Below are 16367 nucleotides of genomic sequence, written 5' to 3'. Positions count from 1 at the left end.
AGCAACAGGTCGAGGGCGCATTCTAACGGAGCGGCGACCCGGGGCGCAGGACGCGGCGCGTATCATCGCGGGCATGGTCGAAACATCTCCAGAGCCGGTGCATCCGGTCCTCATCGTCGGCGGCGGTCTGGTCGGCGCCAGTCTGGCCATTGCGCTCGAATGCGCCGGCGTCGAGGTCGCGATGGTCGACTCGACGCCGGCGGGTTCGATGCCGGCGGTCTTCGACGAGCGCAACCTCAGTTTTGCCGAGGCGACGGTCCATGCGCTGACCGCGCTCGGCGTGCTGCAGAAGTTGCGTGCGCCCGGGGGCCCGATCCGCGAGATCCACGTCAGTCGCGCCGGCGACTTCGGCCGGGTGAAGCTGGCGGCGGCCGATTACGGACGCGAGGCCTTCGGACAGGTCGTGGTCGCGCGCGATTTCGGCGAGGCGCTCGAAGCACGGCTGGCGGAACTGCCGCGACTGGTCCGCTACCGGCCGGCACGCTTTGCCGGATTCGACGGCATCGAGGACGGCCATCGCGTGGTCCGGCTGGACGGGCCGGACGGCGAAACCCGCGTGCGGGCACGACTCGTGGTCGGCGCCGACGGGGCCGACAGTGCGGTTCGGCAGGCGCTCGGCATCGGTGCGGATATCCATGACTACGCGCAGACCTTGTTCATCGCGCGCCTGCGCGCGGCACGTGCGCCGGATGGCCGCGCCTTCGAACGCCTGACCGATGCCGGCCCGACCGCGCTGCTGCCGCGTGGCGACCGGCATTACGGCCTGGTCCACGGCGTCGCCAGCGACGAGGCCGATGCGGTCGCCACACTCGATGACGCGGCGTTCCTGGCCCGCGTGCAGCAGGCATTCGGCTGGCGCGCCGGCCGCTTCCTCGCGGTCGGTCCGCGCAGTCGTCATGCGGCGCGGCGCGTCGTGGCCGAGCGGTGTATCGACACGCGCGCGGTGCTGGTGGGCAATGCGGCGCAGAGTCTGCATCCGATCGGCGCGCAGGGCTTCAACCTCGGCCTGCGCGATGCGCTGACCCTGGCAGAGTGCATCGCGGGCGCTGCCGATCCCGGCGCGCCCGAACTGCTCGAACGCCACGCCGCCCGCCGCCTGGACGATCGCACCCGCACGCTGGCGTTCTCCGACGGCCTCGCGCGTGTCACGTCCAATTCGGCGCGCCTGCTGCGGCCACTGCGCAGTCTCGGGCTTCTGGCGATCGATCGCGATTCCGCGCTGCAGGCGATGCTCGCCGGTGGGGCGATGGGCTATCGCGGCGACGTGCCGGCGCTGTGCCGCGGAGCCGCCGCATGAGCCGCCGCGATCGACGCGATGTCGTGATCGTCGGTGGGGGCGTGGTCGGCGCCGCGTGCGCCCTGGCGCTGGCCGCGCAGGATCTGGACGTGGTGCTGCTCGAGGCGCGTGCGCCTGCCGCATGGTCGGCGGCAGATCCGGATCTGCGCGTCTACGCATTCGCCCACGACAGCGCCGGCCTGCTGCGTTCGGTCGGCGCCTGGGACAGCGTGCGTGCCGCGCGCGCGCATCCTTACCTGCGTATGCAGGTCTGGGACGCCGGCGGCGGCAGTGAACTGGTCTTCGACGCCGACCAGCTCGGCATGCGCGAACTCGGCTGGATCGTCGAACACGGTCTGCTGGTCGACCGGCTGTGGGCCCGGTTGGCTGCGGCCGGCGTCGACGTCCGCGCGCCGGCGCAGGTGGACGCGCTGGAACAGGACGCCGACGGCGTGACCCTGCGGCTCGATGCGGGCAGCCGGATCGAAGCGCGCCTGGCGATCGCTGCCGACGGTGCCGCATCGACGCTGCGCACGCTCGCCGGCATCGGCACCCGCGCGCACGACTACGCGCAAGCCGGCGTGGTCGGGTATGTCGAAAGCACGGAGCCGCATCGTGATACCGCGTGGCAGCGCTTCCTGCCAACCGGCCCGTTGGCGCTGTTGCCGGTCGAACAGGGTCGCAGTTCCATCGTCTGGACACTGCCCGCCGATGAAGCGACGCGCATGCGCGAACTCGACGACGTGGCATTCGCGGATGCAGTGACGCGCGCGTCCGGTGGCCGGCTCGGCATGCTGACGCCTGTCTCGTCGCGCGCCGCGTTTCCGCTGCGGCGCCAGCTGGCGGATGCGCAGCTGCAGGGCCGCGTGCTGGTGATCGGCGATGCGGCGCACGTCGTGCACCCGCTGGCCGGGCAGGGCGTGAACCTTGGCCTGCGCGATGTGATCGATCTGGTCGACAGTGTCGCCGCTGCACGGCGTCGCGGCGCGCGCTGGGATGCGCCGCAACGGCTCGCGCGCTGGGCGCGCACGCGGCGCAGCGAGAGTGCCGTGGCCGCGCACGCGTTCGAAGCGATCAACCGCGCCTACTCGAACGACGCCCTGCTGCCGGTGCTGCTGCGCAGCCATGCACTCGGCATCGCACACGCGCTGCCACCACTGCGCAATCTGTTGTGGAAGCGGGCTGCCGGGCTTTGAGGTCGCTGCCCGCTTCCGTGCAGGCCGGCGCCGTTGCAGTGTTGGCCTGCACCGCGTCACCCGCGTTCGCAATGACCCAGTGCCCGGTCGAATCGGTCAGACCGGGCGGGTTCGTCGCGCTCGGTTACGGCGTGCTTGCACTCGCGCTGTGCGTCGGGCTCGCCGCGCCTCTGCTCGTCTGGCGGCGCACCCGTGCACTGCGAGCGGGCCTGCGCGCGCTGTGGCTGCTCGGCGCGTGCGTGGTGATGCTGGGCGTGTGGCTCGCCGGCCTGCTGGTCTGGCTGGGCGCGTTCGTCCTGCCCTGCTGATCACGCGCCTTCAGTGGGCGAGCGCGGGCTTGCCGCGCATGCGTCGGATGAGGGCGATGATGCCCACCACGATGCCACCGGCAACGATGCCGACGACCGCGTTGATGACCGTCGGCAGCACCGCGCCGAGCACCACGCCCACCTCGGGCAGCGCACCCAGCCCGCTTGCCGCGTCGTTGATCCAGGTCTGCACGTCGTGCACGCCGTGGGTCAGGATGCCGCCGCCGACGAGGAACATCGCGGCGGTGCCGACAATGGCCAGCGTCTTCATCAGCCACGGCGCGACGCGCAGGATGCCGCGACCGATCGCCTGCGCCGCGCCGGATGCGCGCCTGCTCAGGTACAGGCCGGCGTCGTCGAGTTTGACGATGCCCGCGACGAGGCCGTAGACGCCGATGGTCATCAGCGCGGAGATCGCCGCCAGCGCGCCGAGCTGGGTGAGGAACGCAGCGCCGGCGACGGTGCCCAGCGTGATCGCGATGATCTCGGCCGAGAGGATCATGTCGGTGCGCACGGCGCCGCGGATCTTGTCGCGTTCGAACGCCACCGGGTCGACATCGGCGCCGGCAAGCGCGGCGGTCCGGCCGGGCTTGGCGGCGTCGTCCTCGGCCTTGTGCAGCAGCTTGTGCAGCACTTTCTCGAAACCTTCGTAGCAGAGGAACAGACCGCCGGCCATCAGCAGCGGCGTGACCAGCCACGGCAGCCACGCGCTGATCGCGAGCGCGGCGGGCACGAGGATCAGCTTGTTGCGCGCCGAGCCCTTGGCGACCGCCCAGACCACCGGCAATTCGCGATCGGCCGTGACCCCGGTGACCTGCTGCGCGTTGAGGGCGAGATCGTCGCCGAGCACGCCGGCGGACTTGCGCGCGGCGAGTTTGGTCATCACCGCCACGTCGTCGAGCACGGTGGCGATATCGTCGAGCAGGGTCAGCAGGCTGGACGCCATGCGGGGAGATCCGGAGTTGAGGGCGCGCGCAGTATGCAGCGCCGATGTGGCGGCTGCGTCAGCACCGGTGCGAGGCCCTGCTGCGCTTGCCGAATGGCGCGCGTGCGGGGCTCGGAAGGCGCCGCATAACGTGGTTGCTGACAGCGTTTGCCTCGGGCCCGAACAGTGGGCGCCGGGTGTCGCCCACCGTGCGCGCGTACCGCGGCGCTCAGGACGGATCTCGAACCGGTTCTAGCGCGCGAGCGCCCAGGCGGCGAGACCGAAGGCCAGTGCAGCGACGGTGCTGGCGACCACCGCCAGTGCCTGCGCGCGCAGCAGACGCTGTTCGACACGCGCCGCGCCCAGCTGCAGCACCTCGATGGTCTTCTGCATGTCAGCGGCCAGCTTGCCGATCGAATCGGCGTTCTGGCTCGCCGCGTCCTGCAGCTCGGTGATCTGCGCGTCGATCACGTCGTTGCGGCGCTGCTGCCCCAGATCGACGAGCGGCGGCGTACGGGTGAAGATCGGCCGCGCCAGCCGGACAATTTCCGGCAGGTACGGGGCGACGACGGTGATCCAGCCTGCAGCCATGAGGCGCTCTCCGGTTCCGGGTTATTCGACGCTGGCGTAGACCGTGATCTCTTCGCGGTCGTGGTACAGCTGGCGCGCGCGGATCACAAGGTTCTCGTGCTCGCCGGCATTGTTGGCGAACAGATCCAGCGCCAGCAGCGTTTCCTGCCAACGCTTCTTCATCGGCAGCTTGAGATTGAAGACGGCATTGCGGCACCAGCCTTCGCGGAACCAGGTCGCCATGCGCTCGGCGACCTTGCGCGGCTGTTCGACCATGTCGCAGACCATCCAGTCGACAGCGCCGACGGGCTGGTAGCGGAAGCCGTCCACGCGGTGATGATCGACCAGACCGGTTTCGAGTAGTTCGGCCTGCATAGGCCCATTGTCGACCGCGACCACGCGCATGTGCTCGCGCGTCAGCACCCAGGTCCAGCCGCCTGGCGCCGCGCCCAGATCGACCGCGCGCATGCCGGGCTTGATGCGCGCATTGCGCTCGCGTTCGGTGAGCAGCGCCATGAAGGCCTCTTCGAGCTTCAGCGCCGAGCGCGAAGGCGCATCGGCATGCGTGCGCAGGCGTGGAATGCCCATCGCCCAGGGCGCGCTGTCGCCGACGATCGACTGGGCGATGTAGGCGTGCGTGCCCGACACGAAGAACACATGCAGGCGCGGGAAGCGCGCCTCGTCCTTCTGGCTCAGGAACCCGCGCTTGCGCAACGCCGGACGCAGCGCATTGGCGAAGCTGCGGGCGAGGCCCGCGAGCTGCTTGCCTTCGTCGGATTCGGGGTGCTCGACCATCAGTTCGCCATGGCGGCCGCGGCCGGCCAGCACTTCGAAGATCGGCGTGATGCGGTCGGTCGGGTCGAGATCGCGCAGTTCGGCCAGCAGCATCATCTTCTGGCGCGCGAAGATCAGCTCACGGAACGGGAGTTCGCTGGTCAGCGACGGGCCGTTGTCGGAATGGAACAGCACGTAGCCGTCGCCGCGCTTGGTCTGCGCGTAGCCGGCGACATGCACGCCGGCGGCGCGCTCGGTCAGTTCCGCGGCGAGGTCGGGCTCGAAGCCCGGTCGGCAGTAGCACAGCAGGCCGCTGATCGCATGCAGCGGCGATGCGGCGTCGTCGGCCGGCCCGGCAGCGGTCTGGTCGTGATCAAGATCGGTCATGTCAGTACTTCGCCCCGTCGGTTTCGCCATAGGCGCGCAGCACTGCACGCGCGTCCTCACGCAGCAGGTCACGCACGACCTCGATGCCGCGCTCGTTGAGCGCGCCGATCCAGTCCTCGGGCAACGGACCTTCGTCGAACGGCGTCAGCGCCTCGACGTCTTCGGAACGCGCGCCGATCAGTAGCCGGTCGATACCGGCCCAGACGGTCGCGCCGTAGCACATGCAGCACGGCTGCGAGGACGTCGCCAGCGTCACCGGACCGCGGCGCTCGTTGAGGCGCGGCGTCTGCAGGCGCTGTTGCGCGAGCATGTAGGCCATCGTCTCGGCGTGGGCGACCGAGCAGCTGTGCGGCATCACCCGGTTCACGCCGACGGCGATGATGCGGTCGTCGTTGCCGAATACGACGGCGCCGAACGGGCCACCGCTCTGCGCCTCGATGTTCAGGCGCGAGAGCTCGATCGCGAGCGCCACCTTGGCGTCGTCGCCCGGGTAATCGCGCGAAGCATCGACGTGTTCGTGCACCCACGCGGGCAGGGTCAGGTGGACCTGGGCATACAGCATTGGACGTTCCGGAAAAGAAGCAGGGGATCAGCGCAGCAGGCTGCCCGGCGCGGGCGCCTCGCAGCGCGAGTTGACGCAGGCGCAGGACTGGATCTCGACGAAGCCGCAGACCCCGGCGATGCCGCGGCGTGCGCAGTCTGCCTGCACCGCCTCGGGATCGACCTGCGCATTCGCATTGACGCAGGCCGGCTGGTAACCGCAGCAGCTGCCGACGTTCTTGACCGCGCAGTCGCTGTCGACGCGGCAGCTGGTGTCGAGATCGGGGACACCCGAGGGGGCGACGGGGCCATCGATGACCGCCGCGCCTGCCGGCGGCGCGGACTCGGCGACCGGCGCTGCAGGCGCCGCGCATGCCACCAGCGCCAGCCACAGCAGGGCAGGCAACAGGCGGAACGACAGGGCGCGCAGACGGTTCATGCCGGGGATGTTAACCGCTTCGACGCTTGACCGGCCGAAGCGCCGGGCCGGCGTCCGGCACGCGGCGGACGGGCGGCATCCTCTGCTGCGAGGCCGACGGCGGGTTTCAGCCGCCGGTCTTGTCCGCCATCCAGGTGTCGCGCAGTGTCACGCTGCGGTTGAACACCGGCCTGGCGGCCGTGTGGTCGACGCGGTCGGCGACGAAGTAGCCCAGGCGCTCGAACTGGAACGACTGCTCGGGCGCGGCCGAGGCCGCCGCAGGTTCGACGTAGCCGATCACGCTGCGCTTCGACTCGGGATTCAGGTGGTCGCGGTAGGTCTTCCCGGTCGATTCGTCGTCGGGCTTTTCCACCAGGAACAGACGATCGAACAGGCGCACTTCGGCTTCGACCGCATGCGCGGCGCTGACCCAGTGGATCGTGCCCTTGATCTTGCGGTTCGCACCTTCCATGCCGGGACGCGATTCGGGATCGAGCGTGCCGCGCAGCTCGACGATCGCACCACCCTCATCCTTGATCACCTCGTCGCAGCGCACGATGCCAGCGCCGCGCAGACGCACTTCGCCGCCCGGGATCAGCCGCTTCCAGCCCTTGGGCGGCACCTCGGCGAAGTCGTCGTGCTCGATCCACAGCTGGCGCGAGAACGGCACCTCGCGCACGCCCTGCGTTTCGTCCTTGGGATGGTTGGGGAAGCTCAGGGTTTCAGCATGGCCGTCGGGCAGGTTGGTCAACACCAGCTTCAGCGGGTTCACCACCGCCATGCGGCGCGGCGCGCGGGCGTCGAGATCGTCGCGCAGCGCGCCTTCGAGCACCGAGAAATCGATGACCGAGTTCTGCTTGCTGATGCCCACGCGGTCCACCAGCAGACGCAGGCTCGCCGGCGTGTAACCGCGGCGGCGCAGGCCCTGCAGCGTGTACATGCGCGGATCGTCCCAGCCGTCGACCAGGCCTTCGCCGACCAGCTGGGTCAGCTTGCGCTTGCTCATCACCGTGTAATTGATGTTGAGGCGCGAGAACTCGATCTGGCGCGGCTTGGCGGCGACGTTCGGCAGCCCGCGCTCGCTCAGCGAGGCCAGCAGGTCCGGATTGCCGGCCAGATCGACGCGATCCACCACCCAGTCATACAGCGGGCGGTGGTCCTCGAACTCCAGCGTGCACAGCGAATGGGTGATGCCCTCGATGGAATCGCCCAACGCGTGGGCGAAGTCGTACATCGGATAGATCGGCCAGGCGTCGCCGGTGTTCTGGTGCGTGACCTGCTTGATCCGGTACAGCGCCGGGTCGCGCAGGTTCATGTTGCCGCTGGTCATGTCGATCTTCGCCCGCAGCGTGCGCGTGCCGTCGGCGAACTCGCCCGCGCGCATGCGCCGGAACAGGTCCAGGTTCTCGTCGACGCCGCGGTCGCGAAATGGTGAATTGCGGCCCGGCTCCACCAGCGTGCCGCGGTACTCGCGCACCTGCTCGGCGGTCAGATCGCAGACGAAGGCATCGCCCTGTGCGATCAGCTTCTCGGCGGCGCGGTAATAGACGTCGAAGTAGTCCGAGGCGTGGCGCAGCTCGGACCACTCGAAGCCCAGCCAGCGCACGTCGTCCTCGATCGCGCGGACGAACTCGAGATCTTCCTTCTCGGGGTTGGTGTCGTCGAAGCGCAGATTGCAGCGCCCGTCGAACTCGGCGGCGATGCCGAAATCCAGACAGATCGCCTTGGCGTGGCCGATATGCAGGTAACCGTTGGGCTCGGGCGGGAAGCGCGTGCGCACCGAGCCGTGTTTTCCGCTGGCCAGATCCTCGCGGACGATCTGCCGGATGAAGTCCTGGCGTGCCGGCGTGGCGGGATCGGTCGGCGGAACGGCGGGTTCGACGGAAGACATGGAGGCTCGGACGGCGGTGGCGGAAAGCCGTGCAGTGTAGCGGACCGTCCACAAGCGACGCGCTGGGCCAGGCGTGACGGCATCGTGGGGATTTCCGTGACGGGGTCCTGCCATAATTTTGTGACGGCGGTACGGAAACCGTGGCACGCGAGTTGCGATGGATCAGCGGACACCAAGGGGGCGGCGCATGCGCGATCCAGCGCATCGGGGCATTGGACAGATCCAAGAACGGCCCTGTGCGGTCGACGGGCAGGCGTGTCGATGGAGCTGACCGTGTCGCGCGCAATGCCCGGCCACGGCTGGGTGCTCGCCGCCTGCCTCGTGTTGCTGATGGGGCTGTTCGCAGCGCTGGTCTCCGCCACCCAGCTGCGTCCCGGCGAGAGCATTCCGGTCGAGGTGCAGACGCGGCCGGACGGCCTGGTCGAGCTGCATTTCGAATTGCCGGCCGAGGTGACGACGCGCTGGGCGCTGTGGTTCCCGCGCGAGCCGCTCAGTCGGCTGCAGCTGGTCGCCGCGGACGGCTGGCGCAGCGAGCCGTTGGACTTCTTCAACGTCGGCGACGATGAAGGCCTCCTGCCGGCCGGATACGCGTTTTTGCTGCCGCGCGATGCGCATGGACCGATGGCGCTCGATGTCGAGGTGGAGGGCGGACTGCGCGGCAGCCTGCGGCCGGTGCTCGCGCAGGCGACCGACATCCGACGGGTGGAGCGTTCCGGTGTCGCGCTGGCGGGCGGTGTCTACGGCGGACTCCTGACCCTGGCGGCGCTCGCACTCGCCTTGGCGTACGCGTCCCGCGACCGGCTGTTCATCGGCTTCTTCGGGTTCACCGTCGCGTTGGTGCTGCTGCTCCAGGCCATGAACGGGCATCTGTACGGTCTGCCGGGCGTGCGTTTTTTCGGTCTGTGGCGGCTGCAGGGCGTGTCGGCACTGACGCTGATCCACGCGGCGGCGGCGCTGTGGCTGATCGAGGCCTATGCGATGCGCGGCCTCGCCTATCGTCATGCGCGGCTGGTGCGCGGTATCGGCATCGGACTGGTCGTCCTGGCCGCGGTGTTCCTGCTCGATCTGCCCGGGCTTGCGGAGGCGTCGCAGGCGCTCAGCGCGGTGGGATGGACAGTCGCCGGGTGCGCAGTGCTCGGCATGCTGGTCGACGCCGGGCGTCGCGGCGTGCCGATGGCGTGGGCGCTGACGGCCGCGACCGTGCCGACCGTCATGACCGGCGTGTGGGTGGCCCTGGCGCGGCATGGGCTGGCGCCCGACGGGCCGATGCTGCATTTCGGCTACCAGGGCGCAGCGGTGGCGTTCGCGCTGCTGCTCGCGCTCGCGTTGACCCATCGCATCGGCGATTACCGCGAGGCCCGCGATCGCGACCGGCTCGCGCGCCAGGACACCGAGCGCAAGATGCGGCGCGAATCCGCGCGTGCGAACCTGTCGACTGCGCTGCAGACCCAGCTGCACGGCCTCGACCCCGGCGAGATTCCGTGGCAGGGCTTCCGCCTGCTGATGGATCATCTGCTGCCGCTGGTGCCCACCGAGTCCTGCATCGCGGTGCTGCGCGGCTACCAGGGGCGCGACCATCTGCTGGTCGAGCCGTCCGAAGCGTTGCCGTCGGTGGAGCACGAGATCAATCGCCGTGGCCTGCTGCTGCGCCGGCAGGCGACCGCGGGCCTCGCCCTGCAGCAGCCGGTGCGGCCGTCGGTGGGTGGGCCGGTGGTGGCCATGGAAGCGCTGGTGCCGTTCCAGGTGCGCGCGCCGGGTTGGGGCGTGCTGCTGTTGCGCCGCGCCGGCGACGAAGGGTTCACGACCGACGAGATGTCGGTGATCGGTGAGCTCGCGCGGGTGGTGCAGTTGCACGTCGACCAGGCCGCTGCCGCCGTCAAGCTGCGGCGCTCGGCGGAAATCGACGCGCTGACCGGCACGATGAACCGCCGCACGATCGACATCTGGATCGAACGCACCTTCACCGATGCCGAGCGCACCGGGCGTCCGGTCTCCGTGCTCTTCATCGACCTCGACCACTTCAAGTCGGTCAATGACCGTCACGGGCATGCGTGCGGCGACGACTGCCTGCGCGCGGTCTCGACCGCGTTGCGCAGCGTGCTGTCCGACGCCGACATGTTCGGCCGCTACGGCGGCGAGGAGTTCATCGCGGTGCTGCCCGGCCGTGACGGCGCGGAGGCGCGTGCGGTCGGCGAGCGCATGCGCACCGCGGTCGAGAACTGCGAGGTGCGCCACGAAGGCCAGCGCGTGCGGCTCACGGTCAGCATCGGCATCGCCACCCGCCAGCGCGGCGAAGACACGCCGGCCGCCGCGGTCGCACGTGCCGACAAGGCGCTGTATGCGGCCAAGCGGCAGGGCCGGAACTGCGTACAGGTGGCGCCCGCGGTCTTCAGCTGAAGCTGAAAGCTGCAGTGCAGCGCTGCTACGCTGCGCGCTCTCCACGCGAGTCCAACCGATGCACAAAACACCGGCCGGTCGCGCCGCCCTTGCGTGGATGCTGACCGGTGCCGCGCTGATCGGCACCAACGGCTTGATGGTGCGCCTCGCGGGCACGCCCCCGACGGTCTCGGCCTTCTACCGGATGCTGTTCGCCGGCGTGCTGCTGGCGCTGCTCGTGCATCTGCAACGCGACTGGCGACCTTTGTCGCAACGCATGTGGTGGCTGGCGCTGTTGCCGGCGACTGCCTTCGCCGCCGATCTGTGGCTGTGGCACCGGAGCATCCTGCTGATCGGCCCGGGACTGGCGACGCTGCTGGCCAATGCACAGGTGTTCTTCATGGCGCTGGCCGGCGTGGTGCTGTTCCGCGAACGCATCGGCCTGCGGTTCGTCGCCGGCATCGCGCTGGCGTTCTTCGGCCTGTGGCTGATGCTCGGCGCGGACTGGGCGACGCTGCCGGCGGATTATCGCTGGGGCGTGTGGCTGGGGCTCGCGACAGGCCTGTGTTACGCGGTCTACAACATCGGCCTGCGTCATGTGCAGCGGGCCGGCAACGCCGGCGCGTCCGAGGCCGCGGCGTCCGCACCGGTGGCGCAGGTGCTGGCGATGGTGTCGCTGCTGTGCGCGGGGCTGCTGGGACTCGCGGGTGTCGCCGAGGGCGTCTCGTTCGCGATCCCGACCTGGCGGGCGCTGGGCTGGTTGCTGCTGCTCGCCTCGCTGGGCCACTGTCTGAGCTGGATCCTGATCTCGCGCGCGATGCAGCACCTGTCGGTCGCGCTGGTCGGCCTGCTGCTGCTCGTGCAGCCGGTCTGCGCGTTCCTGCTGGACATCCTCGTGCTGCAGCGTGAAACCCTGCCGCGCGAGTGGCTCGGGCTCGCCTTCACCCTGGCCGGTATCTTCCTCGCGAGCCTGAAGGGCCGCGCGCGGATTCCGGCGCAGCCGGCCTGAGAACAGGGCCCGACACCTTGGAAGCGGGTGCGCCCGCCCGCATGCAGGGAGGACGGCACTGTGCCGCGACCCGGAGAGATCGAGATGCTCGGAATCGGAGCCTGGAAACAGCGTCTGCCTCGACCCCAGGACGCGCTGCCCGGTCGTGATACCCCGGTATCGCTGCACAACGCGCATGCGGTGCACGGCCGGCCGCTGCAGGACGCGTTCGAAGGTCTGGAACAGGTGCAGTTCGGCATGGGCTGCTTCTGGGGGGCGGAGCGTAAGTTCTGGTCGCTGCCGGGTGTGGTCACGACCGCGGTCGGCTATGCCGGCGGGGTGACGCCGAACGCGACGTATCGCGAGGTGTGTTCCGGGCAGACCGGTCATGCCGAAGTCGTGCTGGTGGTTTACGACCCGGCGCAGGTCGCGTTCGAAACCCTGCTGCAGACCTTCTGGGAAAGCCACGATCCGACCCAGGGCATGCGCCAGGGCAACGACACCGGCACCCAGTACCGCTCGGCGATCTACTGCACGACGCCGGCGCAGGCCGCGCTCGCCCATCGCAGCCGCGACGCATACGCGGCGAAGCTGCAGGCAGCGGGCTATCCGGACATCACCACCGAGATCCTCGATCAGGCGCCGCCGTTCTACTACGCCGAGAACGAGCACCAGCAATACCTGCACAAGAATCCTGGCGGGTATTGCGGGATCGGCGGTACGGGCGTTGCCTGCCAGGTCGGCGTGCCGCTCTGAATCGATGCGGTGCACCGTGCGGCGCCCGGGTCGGCGCCGCACGCAGCGCGATCAATGATCGGCGGGCGCGACGTCCAGCACGCGCAGGCGCAAGGTGCGACCGCCGCTGACCGGCCAGTCGATGCACTGGTCGATCGTCAATCCCAGCAGGGCCGTGCCGACAGGCGCGAGGACCGACACGCGGCCGCTATCCACGTCCGCTTCGTGCGGGTAGACCAGGGTGAGCGTGTGTCGGGCGCCGGTGGCGTCGTCGATGCAGGTCACGCGTGCATGCATGCCGACGGTCGCGTCGGCGGGCGCATCGTCCGGCAGCAGGTCGGCGCGATCGAGTTCGCGCTGGAGCGCAGTTGCGCCCGGGTGTGCGCGGTAGGCTGGTGAATCGAGCAGCGCGTCGAGGCGCGCGAGGTCTTGACGGGTCAAACGGATCGACGGTGCGTCGGAGGGCGGCAGGCCGCTTTTGGATTGCGATGACATGAGGATCTCCTGGAGTTGGAGGGCGCTCGAACGGCGCCCACGAGAAAGGCGACGCAGTGCGCCGCCCGGGGTCCATTGTGCCGTGCCCCGCGTGCGCGGGAATGACTCAGGGTGCAGCGTGCTCGAACAACGTCGGCGGCAGATCGCGCAGCACGCCCGCCAGTTCCAGCAGGAACGCGTGCATGGCCGAGCTGCGGCGCCAGACCAGGGCGATGCGCCGGGTCGGGCGGGTGTCGCTGAAATCGAGCAGGCGCAGATGCGGTGACGGGGCGACCGGCGGTTTGGTCGCGAGCATCGGCAGCAGTGTGACGCCGACGTTCGCGGCCACCATCTGCCGCAGCGTCTCCAGACTGGTGGCGCGGAACTCGGCATGTTCGCCGGCGCCCGACAGGCGACACACATCCAGCGCCTGTTCGCGCATGCAGTGGCCGTCCTCGAGCAGCAACAGCTTCTGCGACGAAAGCTCCTGCAGGCTCAGGCGTTCGCGCGCGGCCAGCGGATGCTGATCGGAGACCGCGAGCAGGAACGGTTCCTCGAACAGGAACTCGGCATGCAGCGCGTCCTCGTCGACCGGCAACGCGAGAATCGCCGCATCAAGACGACCGTCGCGCAGCCGCGTCAGCAGCACGTCGCTCTTCTCTTCCACCAGCAGCAGTTCCAGCTGCGGAAACCGCGCGCGCAACGGCGGCACCGCATGCGGCAACAGGTACGGGCCCAGCGTCGGGAACAGCCCGAGCCGGATCGAGCCGGCTTCGGGGTCCATGCTACGCCGGGCCAGTGCCTTCATCTGTTCGACATCGCCGACGATGCGGCGCGCGCGATCGGCGACCTGCACGCCGATCGGCGTCAGCATGACCTTGCGCGGCGCGCGTTCGACCAGGGCGACGCCGAGCTCTTCCTCGAGCTTGCGGATCTGCGTCGACAGCGTCGGCTGGCTGACGAAACAGGCGGCCGCGGCGCGACCGAAATGCCGCTCGTCGGCGAGCGCGACCAGATAGCGCAGGTCGCGCAGGTTCACGGCGCGCACTCCGCACACGTCCCGGGTCGCGCAGGCGACGCCGGGATGTGCAGGACGCGGGCCGCGCTCGGGATCACGCCGCTTCGGCCTCGGCCGTCTCGACGACCGGCACGCGGATCAGATGGTCGAACGCGCTGAGCGCAGCCGTCGCGCCCTGGCCCATCGCGATGACGATCTGCTTGTAGGGCACCGTCGTCGCGTCGCCAGCGGCGAATACACCGGGCACCGAGGTCTGGCCGCGATCGTCGACGATGATCTCGCCGCGCGGCGACAGCGCGACCACGCCCTTGAGCCACTCGGTATTGGGCAGCAAACCGATCTGCACGAACACGCCCTCCAGTTCGACACGGTGGCTGTCGCCGCCGACCCGGTCGCGGTAGACCAGCGCGTTGACCTTCGCGCCGTCGCCGAGCACTTCGGTCGTCTGCGCGCTGGTCACGATGCGCACGTTCGGCAGGCTGCGCAGCTTGCGCTGCAGCACTTCGTCGGCGCGCAGCTGCGCGTCGAACTCGATCAGGGTGACGTGGGCGACGATGCCGGCCAGATCGATCGCGGCTTCCACACCGGAATTGCCGCCGCCGATCACCGCCACGCGCTTGCCCTTGAACAGCGGACCGTCGCAGTGCGGGCAATAGGCCACGCCCTTGTTGCGGTACTGGTCTTCGCCGGGCACGCCCATCTGCCGCCAGCGCGCGCCGGTCGACAGCACCACGGTGCGCGACTTCAGCGACGCGCCGTTCTCGAGCGCGATCTCGACCAGACCGTCATCGCCGGCCGGCACCAGCTGCGTCGCGCGCTGCAGGTCCATGACGTCGACGTCGTACTCGCGCACGTGCTGCTCGAGCGCCGCGGCCATCTTCGGGCCTTCGGTCTCCTTGACCGAGATGAAGTTCTCGATCGCCATGGTGTCCAGCACCTGGCCGCCGAACCGCTCGGAGGCCACGCCGGTGCGGATGCCCTTGCGCGCGGCGTAGATCGCCGCGGCCGCGCCGGCCGGCCCACCACCGACGACGAGCACGTCGAACGGCTTCTTCGCTGCGATTTTCGCGGCTTCGCGCTTCGCCGCGCCGGTGTCGAGCTTGGCGACGATCTGCTCCAGCGTCATGCGGCCCTGGTCGAACTTCTGGCCGTTGAGGAACACCGTCGGCACCGACATGATCTCGCGCGTTTCGACTTCCGCCTGGAACAGCGCGCCGTCGATCGCCACGTGGCGGATGCGCGGATTCAGCACGGATGCAAGATTCAGCGCCTGCACCACGTCCGGGCAGTTCTGGCACGACAGCGAATAGTAGGTCTCGAACAGGTAGTCGCCATCGAGGGCCGCGACCTGCTCGATCGTGTCCTTGGCCGCCTTCGACGGATGGCCGCCGACCTGCAGCAGCGCCAGCACCAGCGAGGTGAACTCGTGACCCATCGGCAGGCCGGCGAAGCGCACGTCGATGTCCGTATCCGGCGAGGTCAGTGCGAACGACGGTTTGCGCGCGTCGTCACCGGTGCTGTCGACGGTGATCTTCGGGCTCGCGTCCTTGAGGTCTTCGAGCAGCGACAGCAACTCCTGCGACTTCGCGCCGTCGTCGACCGAGGCGACGATGTGGATCGGGCGCACCGCGCGCTCCAGATAGGCCTTCAACTGCGCCTTGAGATCGGCTTCCAACATGGCAACGCTCCTGACGACGGGTGGGGGCGTCCGCGACGCGCCGGCAAAGCGGCGCATCGGAACCGGGGGAGAGGGGTGGACCGCAACCGGCGGGGGAGGGTGCCGGCTGCGGTCCACCCCCATCCGCATAGGGCGGGATGGGGGCGGAGACGGCGCAATGGTCAGCCCCGTCGGGTGGTTCAATCAGATCTTGCCGACGAGGTCGAGCGACGGGGCGATGGTCTTCTCGCCGTCCTTCCACTTGGCCGGGCAGACCTCGTTCGGGTTGGCGGCGACGTACTGGGCGGCCTTGAGCTTGCGCAGGGTCTCGCTGACATCACGGGCGATCGCGTTGTCGTGGATCTCGACGGTCTTGATCACGCCTTCGGGGTTGATCACGAAGGTGCCGCGCAGGGCCAGGCCGGCTTCTTCGATGTGCACGCCGAACGCGCGGGTCAGCTGGTGGGTCGGATCGCCGACCAGCGGGAACTGGGCCTTGCCGACGGCCGGCGAGGTCTCGTGCCAGACCTTGTGCGAGAAGTGCGTGTCGGTGGTGACGATGTAGACCTCGGCGCCCAGCTTCTGGAACTGCGCGTAGTTGTCGGCGGCGTCCTCGACTTCGGTCGGGCAATTGAAGGTGAAGGCAGCCGGCATGAAGATCAGGACCGACCACTTGCCCTTGAGGCTCTCGTTGCTGACTTCGATGAACTCGCCGTTCTGGAACGCGGTGGTCTTGAACGGCTGGACTTCGGTGTTGATGAGGGACATGAAAGCTCCTGGACGGGGGAAGGCGTGCGACTTGGAATCGCGGCCGGCGAATCCGGCTGCGCATAG

The 16367-nt window shown here is 69.5% G+C and carries 16 protein-coding genes; 6 read left to right on the top strand and 10 right to left on the bottom strand.

Translation table 11 applies throughout. The features are described 5' to 3' along the window. Positions 1-73: 73 nt before the first annotated feature. The 3 genes from ubiH to AC3IRM_RS13070 all read left to right on the top strand — a co-directional run bounded on the left by ubiH (position 74) and on the right by AC3IRM_RS13070 (position 2780). Positions 74-1297: a 2-octaprenyl-6-methoxyphenyl hydroxylase gene (gene ubiH, locus AC3IRM_RS13080; RefSeq protein ID WP_489203530.1), complete on the top strand. Its 1224-nt coding sequence runs from the start codon at positions 74-76 to the stop codon at positions 1295-1297. Further along, positions 1294-2472: an FAD-dependent oxidoreductase gene (locus AC3IRM_RS13075; RefSeq protein WP_489203529.1), complete on the top strand. Its 1179-nt coding sequence runs from the start codon at positions 1294-1296 to the stop codon at positions 2470-2472. Before ubiH ends, AC3IRM_RS13075 begins: the two co-directional genes overlap by 4 nt. 71 nt (positions 2473-2543) lie before the next feature. Then, positions 2544-2780 (top strand): hypothetical protein, encoded by a 237-nt coding sequence (locus AC3IRM_RS13070; RefSeq protein ID WP_489203528.1) that lies wholly within the window; start codon positions 2544-2546, stop codon positions 2778-2780. 10 nt (positions 2781-2790) lie between these two features. On the opposite strand, the gene AC3IRM_RS13065 is transcribed toward AC3IRM_RS13070, so the two are convergent. The 6 genes from AC3IRM_RS13065 to AC3IRM_RS13040 form a co-directional block, all read right to left on the bottom strand. Continuing rightward, positions 2791-3726, bottom strand: a complete 936-nt coding sequence (locus AC3IRM_RS13065; protein ID WP_489203527.1) for a DUF808 domain-containing protein — start codon at positions 3724-3726, stop codon at positions 2791-2793. A gap of 231 nt (positions 3727-3957) precedes the next feature. Next, entirely contained in the window at positions 3958-4296 is a 339-nt protein-coding gene (locus AC3IRM_RS13060) for a hypothetical protein (protein WP_489203526.1), read from the bottom strand. Positions 4297-4317: 21 nt separating this feature from the next. Beyond that, a complete protein-coding gene (gene rlmM / locus AC3IRM_RS13055; protein WP_489205923.1) occupies positions 4318-5367 on the bottom strand; it encodes a 23S rRNA (cytidine(2498)-2'-O)-methyltransferase RlmM in 1050 nt (349 codons plus the stop codon). 70 nt (positions 5368-5437) lie between these two features. Beyond that, on the bottom strand, positions 5438-5998 hold the full coding sequence (locus AC3IRM_RS13050) for a nucleoside deaminase (protein WP_489203525.1): 561 nt from the start codon (positions 5996-5998) through the stop codon (positions 5438-5440). Between the two features lie 27 nt (positions 5999-6025). After that, positions 6026-6415, bottom strand: a complete 390-nt coding sequence (locus AC3IRM_RS13045; protein ID WP_489203524.1) for a hypothetical protein — start codon at positions 6413-6415, stop codon at positions 6026-6028. Positions 6416-6521: 106 nt separating this feature from the next. After that, positions 6522-8285: a glutamine--tRNA ligase/YqeY domain fusion protein gene (locus AC3IRM_RS13040; RefSeq protein ID WP_489203523.1), complete on the bottom strand. Its 1764-nt coding sequence runs from the start codon at positions 8283-8285 to the stop codon at positions 6522-6524. 261 nt (positions 8286-8546) lie between these two features. Here AC3IRM_RS13040 and AC3IRM_RS13035 point away from each other — a divergent pair, with 261 nt between their 5' ends. The 3 genes from AC3IRM_RS13035 (at position 8547) to msrA (ending at position 12405) form a co-directional block, all read left to right on the top strand. Further along, positions 8547-10682 (top strand): diguanylate cyclase, encoded by a 2136-nt coding sequence (locus AC3IRM_RS13035; protein ID WP_489203522.1) that lies wholly within the window; start codon positions 8547-8549, stop codon positions 10680-10682. A gap of 58 nt (positions 10683-10740) precedes the next feature. Continuing rightward, complete coding sequence (locus AC3IRM_RS13030) at positions 10741-11670, top strand: DMT family transporter (protein WP_489203521.1); 930 nt, start codon at positions 10741-10743, stop codon at positions 11668-11670. Positions 11671-11754: 84 nt separating this feature from the next. After that, positions 11755-12405 carry a peptide-methionine (S)-S-oxide reductase MsrA gene (gene msrA / locus AC3IRM_RS13025; RefSeq protein WP_489203520.1) on the top strand — a complete coding sequence of 217 codons (651 nt, stop codon included), beginning with the start codon at positions 11755-11757 and terminating at the stop codon, positions 12403-12405. A gap of 51 nt (positions 12406-12456) precedes the next feature. Here msrA and rnk read toward each other — a convergent pair whose 3' ends face one another. From rnk to ahpC, 4 genes are all read right to left on the bottom strand, one after another. Further along, entirely contained in the window at positions 12457-12879 is a 423-nt protein-coding gene (rnk, locus tag AC3IRM_RS13020; RefSeq protein WP_489203519.1) for a nucleoside diphosphate kinase regulator, read from the bottom strand. A 106-nt stretch (positions 12880-12985) separates the two neighbouring features. Next, the gene (locus tag AC3IRM_RS13015; RefSeq protein WP_489203518.1) at positions 12986-13897 is read right to left on the bottom strand and encodes a LysR substrate-binding domain-containing protein; all 912 of its coding nucleotides are present in this window, start codon (positions 13895-13897) and stop codon (positions 12986-12988) included. Positions 13898-13970: 73 nt separating this feature from the next. After that, positions 13971-15554 (bottom strand): alkyl hydroperoxide reductase subunit F, encoded by a 1584-nt coding sequence (gene ahpF / locus AC3IRM_RS13010; protein ID WP_489203517.1) that lies wholly within the window; start codon positions 15552-15554, stop codon positions 13971-13973. A 183-nt stretch (positions 15555-15737) separates the two neighbouring features. After that, positions 15738-16301, bottom strand: coding sequence for an alkyl hydroperoxide reductase subunit C (ahpC, locus tag AC3IRM_RS13005; RefSeq protein ID WP_159679990.1), 564 nt, complete (start codon positions 16299-16301; stop codon positions 15738-15740). Positions 16302-16367: the final 66 nt, after the last annotated feature.

This window comes from Luteimonas sp. KH_071 (assembly GCF_057838005.1).
The sequence above is the reverse complement of the archived record's forward strand: the minus strand, read 5'-3'. Positions and strand labels throughout refer to the sequence as shown.